13 protein-coding genes are annotated in these 16,749 nt (G+C 41.5%); 8 read left to right on the top strand and 5 right to left on the bottom strand.

What is annotated here, in order from left to right:
* Positions 1-59 precede the first annotated feature (59 nt).
* Together PSH41_RS15040 and PSH41_RS15035 are read right to left on the bottom strand one after the other, a co-directional pair.
* A complete protein-coding gene (locus PSH41_RS15040) occupies positions 60-521 on the bottom strand; it encodes an ankyrin repeat domain-containing protein (protein WP_420875260.1) in 462 nt (153 codons plus the stop codon).
* Positions 522-621: 100 nt separating this feature from the next.
* Positions 622-2,160, bottom strand: a complete 1,539-nt coding sequence (locus tag PSH41_RS15035; RefSeq protein WP_004587093.1) for a catalase — start codon at positions 2,158-2,160, stop codon at positions 622-624.
* A gap of 373 nt (positions 2,161-2,533) precedes the next feature.
* Between PSH41_RS15035 and PSH41_RS15030 the strand changes: the two genes are divergently transcribed.
* The 8 genes from PSH41_RS15030 to PSH41_RS14995 all read left to right on the top strand — a co-directional run bounded on the left by PSH41_RS15030 (position 2,534) and on the right by PSH41_RS14995 (position 11,833).
* Positions 2,534-3,205 (top strand): HAD family hydrolase, encoded by a 672-nt coding sequence (locus PSH41_RS15030; protein WP_055255470.1) that lies wholly within the window; start codon positions 2,534-2,536, stop codon positions 3,203-3,205.
* A 326-nt stretch (positions 3,206-3,531) separates the two neighbouring features.
* Complete coding sequence (locus tag PSH41_RS15025; protein ID WP_029772305.1) at positions 3,532-5,253, top strand: purine-cytosine permease family protein; 1,722 nt, start codon at positions 3,532-3,534, stop codon at positions 5,251-5,253.
* Between the two features lie 36 nt (positions 5,254-5,289).
* Positions 5,290-6,813: a mannitol dehydrogenase family protein gene (locus PSH41_RS15020; RefSeq protein ID WP_273589457.1), complete on the top strand. Its 1,524-nt coding sequence runs from the start codon at positions 5,290-5,292 to the stop codon at positions 6,811-6,813.
* Positions 6,814-6,815: 2 nt separating this feature from the next.
* The gene (locus PSH41_RS15015; protein WP_024032786.1) at positions 6,816-7,733 is read left to right on the top strand and encodes a carbohydrate kinase family protein; all 918 of its coding nucleotides are present in this window, start codon (positions 6,816-6,818) and stop codon (positions 7,731-7,733) included.
* Positions 7,734-8,369: 636 nt separating this feature from the next.
* Positions 8,370-9,836, top strand: coding sequence for a carbon starvation CstA family protein (locus PSH41_RS15010; RefSeq protein ID WP_004589533.1), 1,467 nt, complete (start codon positions 8,370-8,372; stop codon positions 9,834-9,836).
* A 91-nt stretch (positions 9,837-9,927) separates the two neighbouring features.
* On the top strand, positions 9,928-10,620 hold the full coding sequence (locus PSH41_RS15005) for a cupin domain-containing protein (RefSeq protein ID WP_273589456.1): 693 nt from the start codon (positions 9,928-9,930) through the stop codon (positions 10,618-10,620).
* 225 nt (positions 10,621-10,845) lie between these two features.
* Complete coding sequence (locus PSH41_RS15000; protein WP_004589535.1) at positions 10,846-11,226, top strand: STAS/SEC14 domain-containing protein; 381 nt, start codon at positions 10,846-10,848, stop codon at positions 11,224-11,226.
* 154 nt (positions 11,227-11,380) lie between these two features.
* Positions 11,381-11,833 (top strand): nuclear transport factor 2 family protein, encoded by a 453-nt coding sequence (locus PSH41_RS14995; protein WP_273589455.1) that lies wholly within the window; start codon positions 11,381-11,383, stop codon positions 11,831-11,833.
* A 42-nt stretch (positions 11,834-11,875) separates the two neighbouring features.
* Here PSH41_RS14995 and PSH41_RS14990 read toward each other — a convergent pair whose 3' ends face one another.
* The 3 genes from PSH41_RS14990 to PSH41_RS14980 form a co-directional block, all read right to left on the bottom strand.
* Positions 11,876-12,823, bottom strand: coding sequence for a carbohydrate kinase family protein (locus PSH41_RS14990; RefSeq protein ID WP_273589454.1), 948 nt, complete (start codon positions 12,821-12,823; stop codon positions 11,876-11,878).
* 112 nt (positions 12,824-12,935) lie between these two features.
* Positions 12,936-15,326: a TonB-dependent receptor gene (locus PSH41_RS14985; protein WP_024032781.1), complete on the bottom strand. Its 2,391-nt coding sequence runs from the start codon at positions 15,324-15,326 to the stop codon at positions 12,936-12,938.
* Between the two features lie 163 nt (positions 15,327-15,489).
* Entirely contained in the window at positions 15,490-16,707 is a 1,218-nt protein-coding gene (locus PSH41_RS14980) for an MFS transporter (protein ID WP_024032780.1), read from the bottom strand.
* Between the last annotated feature and the right edge of the window lie 42 nt (positions 16,708-16,749).

Here is a 16,749-nt window from a genome sequence, read left to right as displayed (position 1 = left end):
TGCTAATGTAGCCTTATTGTCACTAACAATAACGGGCTAGGGGGTATATTAAAAGCTAGTTAATTAGATTTGCTGTTTACCTGTGCTAATAAGTCGAGCACTTTTTGTTGGCCAAATTTTTGTGCAAATTGCTCGGCTGTTTGACCGGCTTTGTTTTGATGTGCGTTGTCGCAATCAAGGCCTACAAGTGTTTTAGCTATGCTAAATTCGCCTCTAAATATGGCGGCCATTAGGGCTGTGTTACCGCGGTTGTCTTCAAGGCAGGCATTAGCGCCCAATTGCAATAAGGTGTTTACCGTATTTTTATTGCCGTGGTAGGTGGCAATCATTAGCGCGGTGTAACCTTTGTTGTTGTAACTATTAATAGGAATGCCAGCATCAACAAATTGCGTTATTACGGCGGTGTCGTCGGTGCGTGCGGCTGCAAAGTAATAAGCAAGTAAGCTGTCGTATTGCGACTGGGCGGTGCTTTGTTCTGTTACAGCGCTTTGTGGCTCATTGGCAAAGCCTGAAAAGCTCATCACTAAAGTAAATATAATAAGTAATTTACGCATACTGTTTACCTTTTTAAAAAAGAGGAAAGCTAGGCTTTCCTCAATAACTTACAGGTTGGGTAAAATATTAAAGCTTAGCGGCTAGTTGCTTAACTTGTTTCATGTCGCCGTTTACAGCGTTAGTTAAGCGTGTACCGTATTCGCTATCTGCTTTGTAGAAGTGACTAAGCATTTTGTGCATAACTTTGCTGTCTTTCACTTTGCCTAAATCGCCGGCTAAGTTGTTAACTAAGTTAGTGCGCTCTTGCTTGCTAAAGCTGCGGTAAAGTACACCCGCTTGAGCAAAGTTTTGCTGCTTTTTAATTGCTGCTTGTTGTACGTAGCCTTTAAGCTCTGTGTTACTTCTGCGTGCAATTGGGTTTTCTGCAACGTTTTCGTGACTTGGTTGGTAGTTCACGTTACTTGTTGTATTACCGTAGTTCATTGCGCCGTCTTGGTTGTAGTTAACCACTTCAACTTTTGCACGGTTAATTGGCAATTGCTGGTGGTTAGCACCTAAGCGGTACATTTGCGTATCGGCGTAAGAGAAAACACGCCCTTGTAAAAGTCTGTCTTCAGATGGCTCAATACCCGGAATTACATTTGCCGGTGCCATAGCAACTTGTTCTGTAGATTGGAAGAAGTTAGTTGGCATACGGTTTAGGGTCATGGTGCCTACTTTAGTTTCTTTAACGTCTAACCACATTTTTGTTGCATCTAATGGGTTGTAGTCAAAGTCATCTAACTGCGACGGATCAAGGGTTTTAATGTATAGATCCCACTTAGGGAAGTTGCCTTTACCAATCTCGCTGTATAGGTCGCGTGTTAAGTGTTGGAAGTCTTTACCTTGCACTTCGTTTACTTCTTTAGCATCAAGGTTGTCTATACCTTGTTGGCTTACCCAGTGAAACTTAACGTATTTAACATCGCCTGACTTATTAATCATTTTGTAAGCATGTACGCCCCAGCCGTCCATTTTACGTAGGCTTGCTGGTGTGCCGTAGTCGCTGTATACCCACGTTAACATGTGAGTAGAACCTGGCTCGTATGAGAAAAAGTCAAAAAAGCGGTTAGGATCTTGAATGTTATCTACCGGTGATGGTTTTAACGAGTGAACCATGTCTGGAAATTTAATCGCATCGCGAATAAAGAATACCGGTAAGTTGTTACCTACTAAATCCCAGTTACCTTGGTCGGTGTAAAACTTAGTAGCAAAACCACGTGGGTCACGTAGTGTTTCTGGGCTACCTTTTGAGTGAATTACTGATGAAAAACGTACAAATACGTCAGTTTCTTTGCCCGCTTCTGCAAACGGTGCAGCAATTGTTAAGTCATCTAATTCTTTAGACGCTACAAACACACCGTGTGCACCTGTACCACGCGCATGCACTACACGCTCAGGAATACGCTCACGTGCAAAACGTTGTAGCTTTTGAATTAGGTGTACGTCTTCAAGTAATACACTTCCGCGCTCACCTGCGGTAATAGAGTTTTGGTTGTCGCCAACAGCTGCGCCGTTGTCTTTAGTAAGGGTAGTTGCGGCACTTGCAGGTAATGCCATTGCTAAAGCTAATGCGCTTAGCGTTAACGTAGATTTATTATTAATCGTGTTTTTTTGAGTATTCATTGTCGACCTCATCTGTATAAAAGTGCCGGCAGTGTTGCTGGCTGTTTAACTGTTAACGAGTGTATTAACAAAAGTGAGTTCGGTAAAATTGATTGTTTAGATTGGAGTAATCACAAATTTAGATTGCTGTTTGCGTGCTGCCTTCTATTTTCTAAATAGCGGTTTTGCAATGTTCGACCTTAGTCGTAATTGCAATTTTGAAATCAATGAAAATACAGACAATTTCATATTTAATGAATAAATATTCACCACTGTGGTGCGTTTTTCACTAACAAGATGTTGACTTATTATAACAATAAAGAGAATATGCTCACTTGCTGGGCTTATGCTCAAGTTAAGGTTGCACCAAACTAGGTGCATAAAAAGGGGCAATATGAATACTAAAATAGAATTAGTTATTTTTGATTGTGATGGCGTTGTTATAGATAGCGAAATATTAAGCGCGCAAGTGTTAATAAACATGCTTGCAGAGATTGGCGTTAATATTGACCGAGCCTATGTACAGCAATATTTTTTGGGCTGTAATTTTAAAACAGTCACCCAAAACTTATTCGATACCTTTAACGTGACCTTAGCTGAGAGCTTTGAAGCCGATTACCGAGAAGCATTATTAAACGAGTTCGAAACTGCATTAATGCCAACTAACGGCATTAAACACGTGCTAGAGCAATTATCTGTACCTTGCTGTATTGCAACAAGCAGTAGCCCTAAACGCACAGCTAAAGCGCTTAATGTGGTTAATTTATCGCAGCACTTTAATAAGGTATTTACCTCAAGTGAGGTAAAAAATGGTAAGCCCGCGCCCGATTTATTTTTACATGCCGCTGAGCAAATGGGCGTGAAGCCACAAAACTGTTTAGTGATTGAAGATTCAAAAGCCGGCGTGTGCGCCGCACTTGCCGCCAATATGCAGGTTTTGCATTACAGCGGGGGTGGGCATATGCAAGATGCAGTGAACTTTGTTCACCAAGCTTACCCAGAGGTAGCGCATTTAACGCATTGGGATGACTTTTATAAGCAGTACCCAGCATTACAAACACAGTAATAGAATATCAACGTTGAGCTTTATTACACTGACAAAGCTTAACGTAAAAATGCATTAATTATTAATTAGTTATAGTAGTAGCATTATAAAAAGGCACGGTGATTTACTCACTATTAATTTAAATAAAAAACACTTATTTAAATTAATAGTTAACCTGAACTTTGGTTAAGAGATTTACAGTGAAAACAAGGCGAAATTACGCGTCAATAGCTAGCCTATTGCAAGTAAATTTAACGTAGTTAGCGCTGGAAATAGCTGCTTGAGATAGATTTATTATCCAGAGTTCAGGTTAGTTAGGGCTGTGCTTAAAACAATAGGAAAATACCATGGCATCAAGTCCACACACACAAACATTTAACGATGTTAACGAAGAGCAATTGCCCGTTGCTAATCATAAGCTTCATGGTTGGAAGCACTTTGCCGGTTTATACGCTGGTGAACACGTTGCTGCAACCGAGTTTGTTATTGGTGCAACCTTTGTTGCATTAGGCGCATCGACCATCGACATTTTATTAGGTTTATTAATTGGTAACCTATTAGCTATGTGTTCGTGGTGGTTAATTACCTCTCCAATTGCGGTAGAAACACGCTTAAGTTTATACAACTACCTAAATAAAATTGCGGGTAACTCAATGACCAAGCTCTATAACTGGGCAAATGTGGTCATATTTAGTGTGATATCCGCCGCCATGATCACGGTATCGGCAACCGCAGTGCGGTTTTTGTTTGATATACCCGCGCAACTCGATTGGTACCCTAACAGCTTAGCATTTGTGGCCATTGTTTTATCGGTTGGCTCTATTGTTGTATTTGTGGCTATGTATGGTTTTTCAACCGTTGCTGATTTTTCTAAAATTTGTGCGCCATGGTTATTTGTTATTTTTATAGCGGGCTCGTTTGCCTTGTTCCCTGAGCTTTCTAATCATGTATTAGGAGTAACCACGCTAACTGGGTTTGATGACTTTATGGCGATAGGGGATTCTTCTATTTGGACCGGTACCACCGCTGATGGCGAAAAAGGTATTGGCTTATTAGAGGTTATTGGTTTTGCATGGGCTGCAAACTCTATTACCCACTTTGGCTTAATTGATATGGCAATTTTTAGATTTGCTAAACGCAAAAGCTACGGTTTGTTTTCAGGCGTAGGTATGTTTTTTGGCCATTACTTAGCATGGATCTCGGCCGGTATTATGGGCGCAGGTGTTGCGGTATTACTTAAAACAACTATTTCATCACTTGACCCAGGTGACGTTGCTTACCACGCATTAGGCTGGACAGGCTTTGTTATTGTAATTATTGCAGGCTGGACTACAGCTAACGCTAACCTTTACCGCGCAGGCCTTGCAGCACAATCTATTTTTGTTGACCAATCGCGCGAGCGCACTACCGCAATTGTCGGTGTTGTAACCGTTATAATTGCGTGTTTCCCGTTTGTATTTTCGCAAATGTTACCGCTTTTAACTTACGCAGGCTTATTAGTAGTACCTGTAGGCGGCATTGTATTTGCCGAGCATGTTTTATTTCCTAAAATTGGTTTAACCCGCTACTGGGCTAAATACAAAAACATTACACGTAGCGTACCAGCCATTGCCTCTTGGGCATTAGCACTAGTGTTTGGCTTTGGTTTAAATGCGATTGATGTAATGTCGTTTTACTACTTATTTATTCCTACTTGGATTTTCACCATTGTTATTTACACGCTACTGGCTAAAAAATACGGCGCAGGTGAAGACTACAGCAAAGAAATTGCAGCAGAAGAGCAAGAGCAGCAAGACATTAAAGAGTACCAAGCAGGACTGGCAGAAAACGTTCAAGCTCCAGTTGTTGATAACTCAATGCTAACCAAAGTGTTAAATGGCGTGTCGACTGTTTCGTTACTTATTATTTTTGGCTTTGCCAGCCAAGTAATGTTTTTTAGTGACAGCATGAGCATTTACGCAGGAAATAAATCTCAGTTTGAAATTGCATGTTTTATTTGCACCATTATTTATTTTGCAACCGCTTACTGGTCGCTATTGCGCCATAAAGCACTCAATACTGCATCTTAATTTAAATTTTTAATATTGTTTTAGTAAGGCCGCACCATGACGCAACACCAGCACACTGACGCTCTTGTTAAAGGGCTAAACCAACAAAGCTTGGCAGATATGCCAAGCCATGTAGATACACCAAACTACGACCGTAGTAAGCTAAAAGCGGGTATAGTTCATATTGGTGTGGGCGGCTTTCACCGTGCTCACCAAGCGGTGTACATTAACGAGCTATTAAAAACGCCAGGTGCTGAACAGTGGGGTATTTGTGGTGTTGGCTTATTAGAAGGTAACCGTGGTCTGCGCGATATTTTAAAGCAACAAGACTACCTTTACACGCTAACGGTAAGACACCCAAACGGGCAAATAGATAACAAAGTTATTGGCTCTATGATTGACTTTTTGTTTGCTCCAGAGGACAAGCAAGCGGTTATTAATAAGCTTGCGCACAGCGATACGCATATTGTGTCGTTAACCATTACCGAAGGCGGCTATAACTTTAACCCAGTAACGGGTGAGTTTGATTACTCAAACCCAGACATTATTAACGACATTAATAACCCGAACGACCCAATTACGGCGTTTGGCTACATTACTGCTGCGTTAAAGCTACGTAAAGAACAAGGCCTTGATGCGTTTACAGTACAGTCGTGCGATAACATTCAGCACAACGGTAATGTAACGCGTAAAATGCTACTTGCCTTTGCGGCCGAGCAAGACAAAGAGCTAAGCGAGTGGATTGCTACTAACGTAACTTTCCCAAATGCAATGGTTGACCGTATTACGCCAGTGTCTAAAAAGAGCGATATTGACTACGTTGTTGATGCGTACGGTGTTAGCGATGAATGGCCAATTACCTGTGAGTCGTTTACTCAATGGGTAATTGAAGACTCATTTTGCTGCGGACGCCCAAATTGGGATAGCGTTGGCGCACAATTTGTAAGTGACGTAACACCTTTTGAGACCATGAAAATACGCTTATTAAATGCAGGCCATTCGGTACTGGGTTTATTAGGCTCTGTACATGGCTACGGCACAATTGACGAAACAGTATCAGATCCTTTATTTGCTAAGTACTTACGTGCGTTTATGGATAGAGAAGTAACGCCTAACCTAGAGAAATTAGAAGGCATTGATCTTGAAATCTACAAAGACACGCTAATTGAGCGCTTTGCTAATCCAAACATTAAAGACAGCTTATCGCGCATTTGTTCAGAAAGCGCAGCTAAGCTACCTAAGTTTTTAATTGCCACTATTAACGAAAATCTAGCCCATGGCCGTGATGTATCACTTGCGACCCTGGTTATTGCTGCATGGTGTTTTTACAGCGATAAAGGCGAAGATGAGCAAGGCAATAAACTTGAAATAATCGATGCAATGCAAAGCGAGTTACATGAAGCCGCGGCTAAAACGGCGACTGATGACCTTGCATTTCTATCGCTAACAAGCTTATTTGGCAATTTAAACACGCAAAGTGCCTTTACGTCTCACTACAAAAACAATGTAGAAGCGTTATACGCACCGGCAAGCAAAATTAAAGCAATTATGAATAACGTGCTTGAGCCTAAAGGTAACTAATAATGAGCATTTTAATTGATTCTAAACAAGGTAAAGACGTAAGCGTAAGTTGCTTTGGCGAAGTACTATGGGATTGTTTTGCAAACGATAAACGCTTAGGCGGCGCGCCGCTTAACATGTGTGTGCGTATTAACTCACTGGGCATTAAAGCCGACATGATAAGCGCTGTAGGTAACGATGAACTGGGTACTGAGCTACTAGGCGAAATTAAAAGCAAAGGCGTAAGCTGCGAATACATTGGCGTTAATAACGACAAAAAAACCAGCACAGTACAAGTTACCTTAGATAAAAGCGGCTCAGCCAGCTACGAAATAGTTGCCGATACAGCGTGGGATAACATTGAGCTTACAGATTCACTTATTGAAAAAGTAAAAGCCAGTGATGTATTTGTATTTGGCAGCCTAATTGGCCGAAGCGAAGCTTCACTTGCTACATTAAACCAATTAGTTGATGTAGCTAACTTTAAAGTGTTTGACGTAAATTTACGTGCGCCACACTACACGTTAGACACATTAGTAGATTTAATGAATAAAGCCGACTTCATCAAATTAAACGATGAAGAGCTTTATGAAATTGCCAAAGCAATGGGCTGTAAGTTCCATTCACTTGAGCAAAACTTAGCGTTTATTGCACAGCAAACTAACACCGAATACTTATGTGTAACTAAAGGCAGCCACGGTGCACTACTAACCATAAAAGGCGAAAATTACTATAACTCAGGTTATTTAATTAGCGTTGTGGATACAGTAGGCGCGGGGGATTCGTTTTTAGGGTCGTTAATTTATCAGCTTTGTAGTAGCGATTGTGCACAACATGCTGTTGATTTTGCGTGTGCAGTAGGTGCTATGGTGGCCGAAAGTGCCGGTGCTACACCTACACTTACTCATGAACAAATTAACGAGTTTATGAGCCCAGCGTAACGTAAAAAATCACAGTTACACCCAATCATTGTGTGTGTAAGCGGTTTTACTTTTATAGTAAAGCCGCTTTTTTTTGCTTTAATTTTTATTAATAAAGCCGTTTAAATTAAGTGTTGAGCAAGGTGCATAAAAAGTAACTCAAATAGGGTCTGTTGACCTTTGCAGTTTGAAATTTGTTCAAACTAGGGGCGGTTTAATCGCGGCGCGAGGTTTGTAACCTAGTGGGCTCGATAACTGCTCCTGCGTTATCCTAATGACTTACATCCATGTAAGAATAAGTCAAAACCGAGCAAAGCTTCCGCGTCCAGCTCACGCCCCTTACTTACATCCATGTAGGCAACAAAGAGTAAATCGCCCCTAGGCTGAACCCGAAGGGCAGCGCCTGTTTGGCATTAATGCTGCGTTATCGCCTACTTATGGGGAATAACCACACCACATAGGCTCTGCCTTGCCTAAATACCAAACAGGCTGCTGCAAATTTAACCTTGAAAGGTCTACAGACCCTTGTGTATTAGCTATTCGTCTTATAGCGGGGGGATTAATACTTTGTTAATGTTCGTCGATTATTCATGGATTGAAAGGCGGGGCGGCGATTAGGCGCTCTATACTCCAAATACAAAAAGAGAAACGTGCTTTATGATCATCTTTTTTATCTGCATAACAATCTTAATACTGGGATATAAGTTTTATAGCCCGTTTGTTGAAAAACAAGCAGGTATGGATACAACAGTTGATACACCACAAAAACGCTTTAGCGAAGGTGTTGACTATGTAGCCATTCACCCTGTGCGTGCATTTTTAATTCAATTTTTAAATATTGCGGGTGTAGGCCCTATATTTGGCCCAATTTTGGGTGCGCTTTACGGACCGGTAGCACTTGTGTGGATTGTGCTTGGTAACGTATTAGGCGGTGCAGTACACGACTTCTTCTCGGGTGTGATGAGCATTAAAGAAGATGGCAAAAGCTTACCAGAAATAGCAGGGCACTATTACAACGTTGTGTTTAAAGGCTTTATGCTGATATTTACAGCCATGCTACTGTTTTTTGTGGGCGTTGTATTTATTATGAGCCCAGCAGGCTTATTAAGTAACTTAGATGTATTTGAAGGCACTTTTTTTGCTAATAATACTTTTTGGGTTTTGGCTATTTTAGCGTACTACTTTTTAGCAACGCTGCTACCTATTGATAAAATTATTACTAAGTTTTACCCGCTATTTGGCTTATTAATGATTGTAATGACTACATTAATAGCCGGTGCGTTATTACTAGATGCACCACACTTACCAGTTGCAGGCGACTTTTTAGCCTACTTTGAAGCCGACCACGCGCATGACTTTTTAGAGCCAAACCCTGATGGCCTGCCAACCTGGCCGTTACTGTTTATTACCATTACCTGTGGTGCTATTAGTGGCTTTCACTCTACCCAAGCGCCTATTATTGCCCGCTGTTTAACAAACGAAAAATACGTACGCCCAGTATATTACGGCGCAATGATGTGTGAAGGCATTGTAGGTTGTGTATGGGCACTTGCGGGTATTGCTGCATTCCCAGAAGGCTACGCTGGCTTAAAAGCATTGCTTGATCAAGGTGGCCCAGGTTTAGTGGTCAACCATGTAGCAAATAGCTACTTAGGCGTAATGGGCGGTATTATGGCCATTATTGCTGTTGCGGTGTTCCCTATTACCTCTGGCGATACGGCGTTCCGTTCACTGCGTTTAACCGTGGTTGATGCGTTTAATATTCCGCAAAGCTTACGTAATCGCTTATTACTGGCAGTGCCAATTTTAACGATTGCCTTTTTTATGACTAAATTAGATTTCTCGGTTATTTGGCGCTATTTTGCATTTTCAAACATGCTGCTTTCAACCAGTGTATTATGGCTTGCAACTAAGTACTTATTTGATAGACGTGCATTCCACTGGATCACCAGCATACCTGCCGTTATCGCTACTGGCGTAACACTTTCGTACATTATGACTGCTGCTATTGGCTTTAATTTATCGGCCGACTTAGGTAAACCAATTGGTGCCGCTGTGGTTGTTATTGGCTTAGTAGGTTTAGTGTTTGTACATTCTAAGCATAAAAAGCTAGATGTAGCGTAAAGCGTTAAAAATTAAATAAGCGAGCTTAATAAGCTCGCTTTTTTTATGCATAAAATTTACTCTCACACTATGCAATTTTAAAGGTAATAAAATGAAAATAGCCGCCGATTTTACCCAGAGAGTCGTTGTTCATAGTGAGCAACTTAATTGGAACCCTTCGCCAATGGCGGGCGTTGATAGGCGCCCACTTGATAGAGTAGGCGCAGAAGTAGCCCGTGCTACAAGCATTGTACGTTATGCACCAGGGAGCGAGTTTTCGCCTCATGTGCATACAGGCGGCGAAGAGTTTTTTGTACTAGAAGGGGTATTTCAAGATGAGCATGGCGATTTTCCACAAGGCTCTTATATTCGTAACCCACCGCAATCAAAGCACAAACCAGGCTCTGATGAAGGCTGCATAATATTTGTAAAGCTTTGGCAATTTCAGCCTCAAGATAGAACCCACGTACGCTTACAAACACAGCATATGGGCAGCGTGCAACACGACACATTTAAAGGCCTTGCCATAACCCCACTTTATAAAGATGACTTTGAAGATGTGAGCTTATTGCATTTTGAGGCAGACGCTAACATGCAAATTAGCGCAAGCGAGGGGGCTGAGTTACTCGTGCTTGAAGGCGAAATAAGTGAGCAATCAGACGTATTAGTAAAACACAGTTGGTTAAGGCTGCCTATTAATAGTGAACTTAATATAACCGCAGGTAAGCAAGGTGCAAAAGTGTGGCTTAAATTAGGGCACTTAACAGATGTAGATAAGCAAATAGAGCGCGTACAAAACGCTTAGCAAATAGCATTATTTAGCAGTATTGTTTGATTTAGTTCAGTACTAATTAACTTAATACGGTGTAGTTTTATAGTTTAACTCAGTAAGTGATGGGTATTTTTGGGGTTTTTATTTTTTAAAGGGAATAATTTCACTTTATAGGCTTTAATTAACTCCAACTTTCGTTATAAAACCCACTCACACAGGCTGTAAATAACACAAGCGCACCCGATTAAGGAGAGCAGCATGGTACACACAACACATGGTTTATCTATTGGTATTGAACGCGCAGGCCGAGAATTTTTTTTAAAACTAAAAGCAGTAGGAACGCTAACCCACGACGACTATAAAGTCATTACCCCCATGATTGACTCAGCGCTTGGCGAGGTTAAACACCCTATAGCAAACGTGCTTATTGATGCCAGCGAGCTAGAAGGCTGGGAGCTTCGCGCCGCGTGGGATGATTTAAAGCTTGGCGTAAGGCATTCAAAAGAATTTAATAAAATTGCTATTTATGGCAATCAAGAGTGGCAAGCCCGCATGGCTAAAATAGGCAACTGGTTTATTTCAGGCGAGGTGCAATACTACGAAAACGCCACCGCCGCCATCGATTGGCTAGATGAATAGCTTGATTGATAAAGTTTAAGTTAAAGCACTCTTATAGAGTGCTTTTTTATATAGGAGCGTTAATAAGTTTTTGAATTTGCTTTATTTTAATTGTTAATGTTGCTTAATTAAAATACACTCCTTAGTACTAATAAAACTATACATTATAATAACAATGAAACACGTACTTGCCCTTTTTGTATTACTCATATTTTCTACATCAATACATGCAAAAGACAACTCCATATTTACGCCCGTGAGCGATTTATTTTTAGCTGTTTCTAACTTTGATCACGCAAAAATGCGCGCGGCTGTTGACGATTCATTCTTGCTTTTAGAGCACGGTGAAGTGTGGACTATTGATGACTTTGTAAACGTTGTTAAACCCGCTGATTACATAAGAACTAATTATTTTAGTGTTATAAATTCGCGTGTAGAAGGAAATGTTGCGTTTATTAATTACTGGAATAAAGCCAACTTTAAAAACGCCGATAAAAGCGGTGATATTTATTGGTTAGAAAGCGTGGTTGTATCAAAAGTGGGTGACAAATGGCTATTATCGCAAATGCACTCAACCCGTTTACCACAAGGTGAAACACCTAAAGGCGTTACTTTTATTAAGCAATAATTATAAATTAGGTTAAGCCCCGCTATTTGGGGCTTTAACTGTTTATATTACATCAGCTAGCACTGGTAATGCCGGAAAAGCGCCTTTAGCTAAACAGGCCTTAGAGCCACACTGAAGGGCAAAGTGCAGGGCGTTTTTTATGCTGGTTTCATCATTTAGTCTATCTGCCAGCACTAAATTACTCCCTAAGTTATTTAAATAGTATAAAACTCCCGCTATAAAAGCATCGCCCGCGCTTGTTGTATCTACTGCGTTTATTTTTGGTGCCGATTCGTTAAGTATAAATGCGCGGTGGTAAACCGTAGCAGGCTCAGGCCCGTCGGTTAAAAACACCAGTTTAACTCCGGTATTTAATAGCATTTGAATGTAATCTTCGCCCGTTGTTTCGCTATGCTTTGCTAAAAAATTAAGTTCATCACGCGAAAGTTTAACTATGTCGCAATAAGCGAAGCAGGCCTTTACATTGCTGGCTATATCATGGGTGTTTTCCCACAAGCTGTAGCGTAAATTCACATCAAAACTAACGAGCTTATTATGTGTTTTAGCAAGTTCTAGCGCTTTAACCGTTGTGCTAGCTATGGCTGGATCGGTTAGGGTGTTTGAGCAAAAGTGCAGGGTGCTTATGCTTTGCCAATTTATTTGCGCTAAATGCGCTTGGGTTAAAAGTACATCGGCTGTGTTATGGCGATAAAAGCCAAAACTGCGCTCGCCTGTTTCATCAAGGCTTACTATTACCATGGCGGTTTGTGAGCCAGCAATGGTAAATAAATAGTCTGTATTTACATTGTATTGCGCCAGTGCATTACTTAATTGATTGGCAAAATGATCGTCACCTTTACCACCACAAAATGCAGCCTCACCGCCAAGTTTTGCATAGCCAACAGCAACATTAGCAGGTGCACCACCAGGGATGGGTAAGTACGCTGAGTTATGAGCATCTTGTGGCAGCATATCAATTAAAAGCTCGCCTAAGCACAGGAGTTTGGTCATTTGGAATATCCTAAAAAGCCTAGCAAGGCTAGGCTAAAAACATGAAGGGTGTTATTTATTCATACTTTAAAAGGCGCTACAGCGATGACTCACTGCAGCGCAATACACACATTTAGTTAAAAGCGTATTTTAAAGTAACCGACGTAGTGCGGCCGTTAATAGTACGGGCACGAATAATGTCGTTTTCTGGTACTGAGCCTTCTTCGGCTTCTGTAATACCTACTGTATCGAATAGGTTGTTTACATTAAGCGCAAGGTTTAAGTTTTCTGATAAGTCGTAGCTTACAAACGCATTTACTTGCGTGTAGCCGTCAAACTTAAGGTCGTTGTTATCTTGTGCGTAAGCATCGGTTGTACCAATAAAGCTTACACCTGCCGCGCCTTTATCGTAGCTGTAACGCGCCATTAATGAGTAAATTAAATCCGCTTGGCGACGTGGTGTGTTACCTACAACTTCAGGAGTTAGCGCATCTTTTGCAATTTCAGCATCGGTCCAAGTAAAGTTACCTCTAAAGTCCCATGCATCCATAAAGTAAGTTGATTCAACCTCAATCCCTTTTGCTTCGTATTCACGGTCGAAAAAGGTTTGCGATGTTGCTTCAAAGTTTTGCTCTTCTGTTTCTGCGTAAAAGGCTGTTGCAAATACCGAGAACGAATCAAAACGTTTTTTCACACCAATCTCAAATTGGTTTACTTCATCTACTGCATCTTCATCAGCTACGCTTCCGTCGCTGCGTACTTTACCAAATAATAAACGGTCTGCATTTGCGCGCCCGCCTTTACTAATACGTGCAAACGTAGCTAGGCTTGGGTCAATTTGGTAGTTAGCACCTACAGAATAAGACGAGTAGCTCCAGTCGTAATTTACTGGGCTTGCATTAGCTATATCAATACCTGCTACGTTTTGCTCAGGAATAGAAATAGTACCGTCGCGGTTCATATCTACTGTTGAAGTTACGGCACCTGCGTAGTTACCGCGTGCTTCACCGCTGTCATAGCGGGCACTTGCATCAATGCTTACATCACCAAGTTTTGTTGAAAACGCAACATACGGTGCGCGAGTGTCGTACTCGGTGTCGTAATCGCGCTGACAACAGTTACCCCAATAAGGCGTGCCGTATGCATATAAACCATTTTCTGAATACTCAGTGCCATCGGCTGCGGTTACATTTAAAAGTGCCGCATTGTCGCCTTTAAGCTCCATTAAGTACGAGTTCCATAACCACGACATAGCAATGTTTTGCGTTGAGGCAAAGTAACCAAAGGTTAGGCTAGTGTCATCGCTAAACGATTTAGTTAGTTTAAAATCATTAACAATAGAGCCAAAGTCGTTAAGCGTTACATCAAAAGTGTGAATACGCATGGCAAGTTCATCATTAAATGCTTCGCCTGTGTTTGCGTTACTCAGTGTTGCGCCTACACCGCCAATACTTTGTGCAATTGACGATGCGCTGCCAACCTCAGCAGGAATAAGCGAGTTAAAGTTGCCGCTAATTGACGATTTACGAAAACGGTTTTCGATACGCCAATCGTTATCTAAATCAAATACAGCTTCAAAACCTACCGCATCCACTTTAGGGTTCATGCCGTCGCGTAAATCGCCACTGCTAATTTGGTTTTCACCGTTTAAACGAACAGTTTTAGTAAATAACGCAGAATGCGGTGTATCTGATTGTGCATCAAACCCGGCAATAGAATCACCATTTGAGTACATTGGCATAGGTAAGTAACCTACGCTTTTGTCGTCTAAGTGTTTGTAGTAAAGGCGTACGTAGCCGTTTTCAAAATCTTTAGTAAGGTTAGCTTTAATTTGGCCACCTTTATTTGATGTGTAGCCTGTTTCGCGCGGGCCTTCGCCTTGGCGTACAAAGCCACCTACATGAAAACGCACGCTGTCGGTTAAATAGGTGCCGTATTCAAAGTCGGTGCGTACACTGTCGTAATCTAGGCCAACAGTAGTAGATACGCTACCCGATTCGTTTTCGCCGTTTTTAGAAATAAAGTTAATTATGCCGCCAGGTGCATTACTGGCTGATGTAGAGGCTGAGCCACCGCGAATTGATTCGATTGTTTGCACTGTGTTATCAAGGCGCATAAAAATATCGGCGTTACCAAAGGCAACATCACCAAACTGCATTACAGGCAGACCATCTTCTTGCAGTTGTAAAAACTTAGCGCCACCCGATGCTACAGGTAAGCCACGCACTGCAATATTTGCATTACCTTCACCGCCTGTTGATTCAGCGCGAACACCCGGAATAATTCTAAATGCTTCAGCCGTTGAGCGTGGCGTTGATACCTCAACTTGCTCAAGCGATAAACTGCTTACTGATGAGCTCGATGCCATAATAGTTGTGCGGCGAGGTACACCGGTAACAACAATTGTTTCAAGCCCTTGCTTAGCTTGCACTTTGGTTTCTTGCTCGTCTTGTGCATGAACGCCTTGACTTACTGCAAGTGCTAAGGCACTGATTAAATATAAAGGTGTGTGGTGTGTTGTCATGTTAACGCCTCATTGTGTTGTGTGAGTTTGTTATTTTTACTTAATCGATTAAGTAAAAATAACAAAGTTTTTACAATATGCAAATTATTTTTGTGTGTAATTTGCACTTTTTTTGTTTTTATATTGATTTTAAAGGTATTTTTATTCTGGCTTGAGCAGCCATTTATGCATTTTTAGTTAATGCTTTTGCCGCAGGGTCGCGGTAAAAGTTATACAGCATGGCTAAAAATAAGATCACAGCAAAGCCGGTAGCTAAGTAAAAACCGTAGCGTACGTGGCCAAAGTAATCACTTATCATGCCCATAAATAAAGGCGCAAGTGCGGCCGAAAGCGCGGTAAAGAATAAAATAACACCCGCTACTGCACCATGTTGTGCAACAGGAAAGCACGATATACCTTTAGAGTTTAAAGTAGGGTAAACCATCGACATAAATAAACCCGAAAGCGGAAGCAAGCCTACCGCCCAATCAACACCGCCTACCAAAGTGCCTACATAACACAGCGCGATGCCTAAACTTAAATAAGCCATGACCCCTTGCCAGCTAAAGTGATTTAAAAGCCATACAGCAATAAAGCGCCCAGCAGCACGTAATACAAAAAATAGTGTAAGTGCGTAGGTTGCAAGTAAAGGCCACGAGCCTGTGTAATCTTTTAAAAGTGTTGGCATCCACACGTAAATAGCAACCTCGGTAGCCACATATAATGCAATAGCCAACGAAAAACCAAGTGCGTACGGGTTTTTAATCATTTTCATGGTGGTGGCAAGTGAAGCGGGCTTTTCTGTGCTTTTAACAACACTAGGGTAGTCGGCGCGCCATGCCATTAACGCTAAAATTAAACACATAACGCCGGCAATAATGTACAGGTAAGTCCAGCTCACGTTTTGAGTAAGCAGTACGCCTACCAGCGCAGGGCCAACGATGGCACCAATACCAAAAAAGCCTTCTACTTTGTTCATGGTTTTAGTGTGCTCTGCGTTACTTGCAGATATATCGCCAAGTAGCGCTAGTGCGCCGGTTTTAAATAAACCAATGGCAAGCCCTATACAGCACAGCAAAATTAAAAACACCGAAAAGCTATTGCTAAAGGCAAACAAAAAGCAGCTGAGCGAAAAAATAAGTAAGCCCAGCATTATGGTTTGTTTACGGCCTAGGCTGTCGGCTAAGAAGCCTAAAAACAAGCCACTAAAGGCAATGAGTGCCATAGGTGCATAATGAAAAGCACTGGCTTGGGTCATACTTAAACCAAACTCTGTGATTAGTTCAGGGATGATCATACCTACTGCATCTGAGGTCATCGCAAACATAAAAAACATCATGTAAGTGAGTATTCGTATGCGCTGCATTGGGTCGCTTTGCGAGTGTGTGTGTAAATTCGTCATGTGATTTTTCCTCGTTGTGGCTCAAGTTATAGTAATAACTCA

This window comes from Pseudoalteromonas sp. CST2 (assembly GCF_028599385.1).
Classification (GTDB): domain Bacteria; phylum Pseudomonadota; class Gammaproteobacteria; order Enterobacterales; family Alteromonadaceae; genus Pseudoalteromonas; species Pseudoalteromonas atlantica.
The sequence above is the reverse complement of the archived record's forward strand: the minus strand, read 5'-3'. Positions and strand labels throughout refer to the sequence as shown.

Bases quoted from the DNA above. Each gene is read 5' to 3' on its own strand.
- PSH41_RS15040 (WP_420875260.1), bottom strand. From the start codon at position 521: ATGAGCTTTTCAGGCTTTGCCAATGAGCCACAAAGCGCTGTAACAGAA.
- PSH41_RS15035 (WP_004587093.1), bottom strand. From the start codon at position 2,160: ATGAATACTCAAAAAAACACGATTAATAATAAATCTACGTTAACGCTA.
- PSH41_RS15030 (WP_055255470.1), top strand. From the start codon at position 2,534: ATGAATACTAAAATAGAATTAGTTATTTTTGATTGTGATGGCGTTGTT.
- PSH41_RS15025 (WP_029772305.1), top strand. From the start codon at position 3,532: ATGGCATCAAGTCCACACACACAAACATTTAACGATGTTAACGAAGAG.
- PSH41_RS15020 (WP_273589457.1), top strand. From the start codon at position 5,290: ATGACGCAACACCAGCACACTGACGCTCTTGTTAAAGGGCTAAACCAA.
- PSH41_RS15015 (WP_024032786.1), top strand. From the start codon at position 6,816: ATGAGCATTTTAATTGATTCTAAACAAGGTAAAGACGTAAGCGTAAGT.
- PSH41_RS15010 (WP_004589533.1), top strand. From the start codon at position 8,370: ATGATCATCTTTTTTATCTGCATAACAATCTTAATACTGGGATATAAG.
- PSH41_RS15005 (WP_273589456.1), top strand. From the start codon at position 9,928: ATGAAAATAGCCGCCGATTTTACCCAGAGAGTCGTTGTTCATAGTGAG.
- PSH41_RS15000 (WP_004589535.1), top strand. From the start codon at position 10,846: ATGGTACACACAACACATGGTTTATCTATTGGTATTGAACGCGCAGGC.
- PSH41_RS14995 (WP_273589455.1), top strand. From the start codon at position 11,381: ATGAAACACGTACTTGCCCTTTTTGTATTACTCATATTTTCTACATCA.
- PSH41_RS14990 (WP_273589454.1), bottom strand. From the start codon at position 12,823: ATGACCAAACTCCTGTGCTTAGGCGAGCTTTTAATTGATATGCTGCCA.
- PSH41_RS14985 (WP_024032781.1), bottom strand. From the start codon at position 15,326: ATGACAACACACCACACACCTTTATATTTAATCAGTGCCTTAGCACTT.
- PSH41_RS14980 (WP_024032780.1), bottom strand. From the start codon at position 16,707: ATGACGAATTTACACACACACTCGCAAAGCGACCCAATGCAGCGCATA.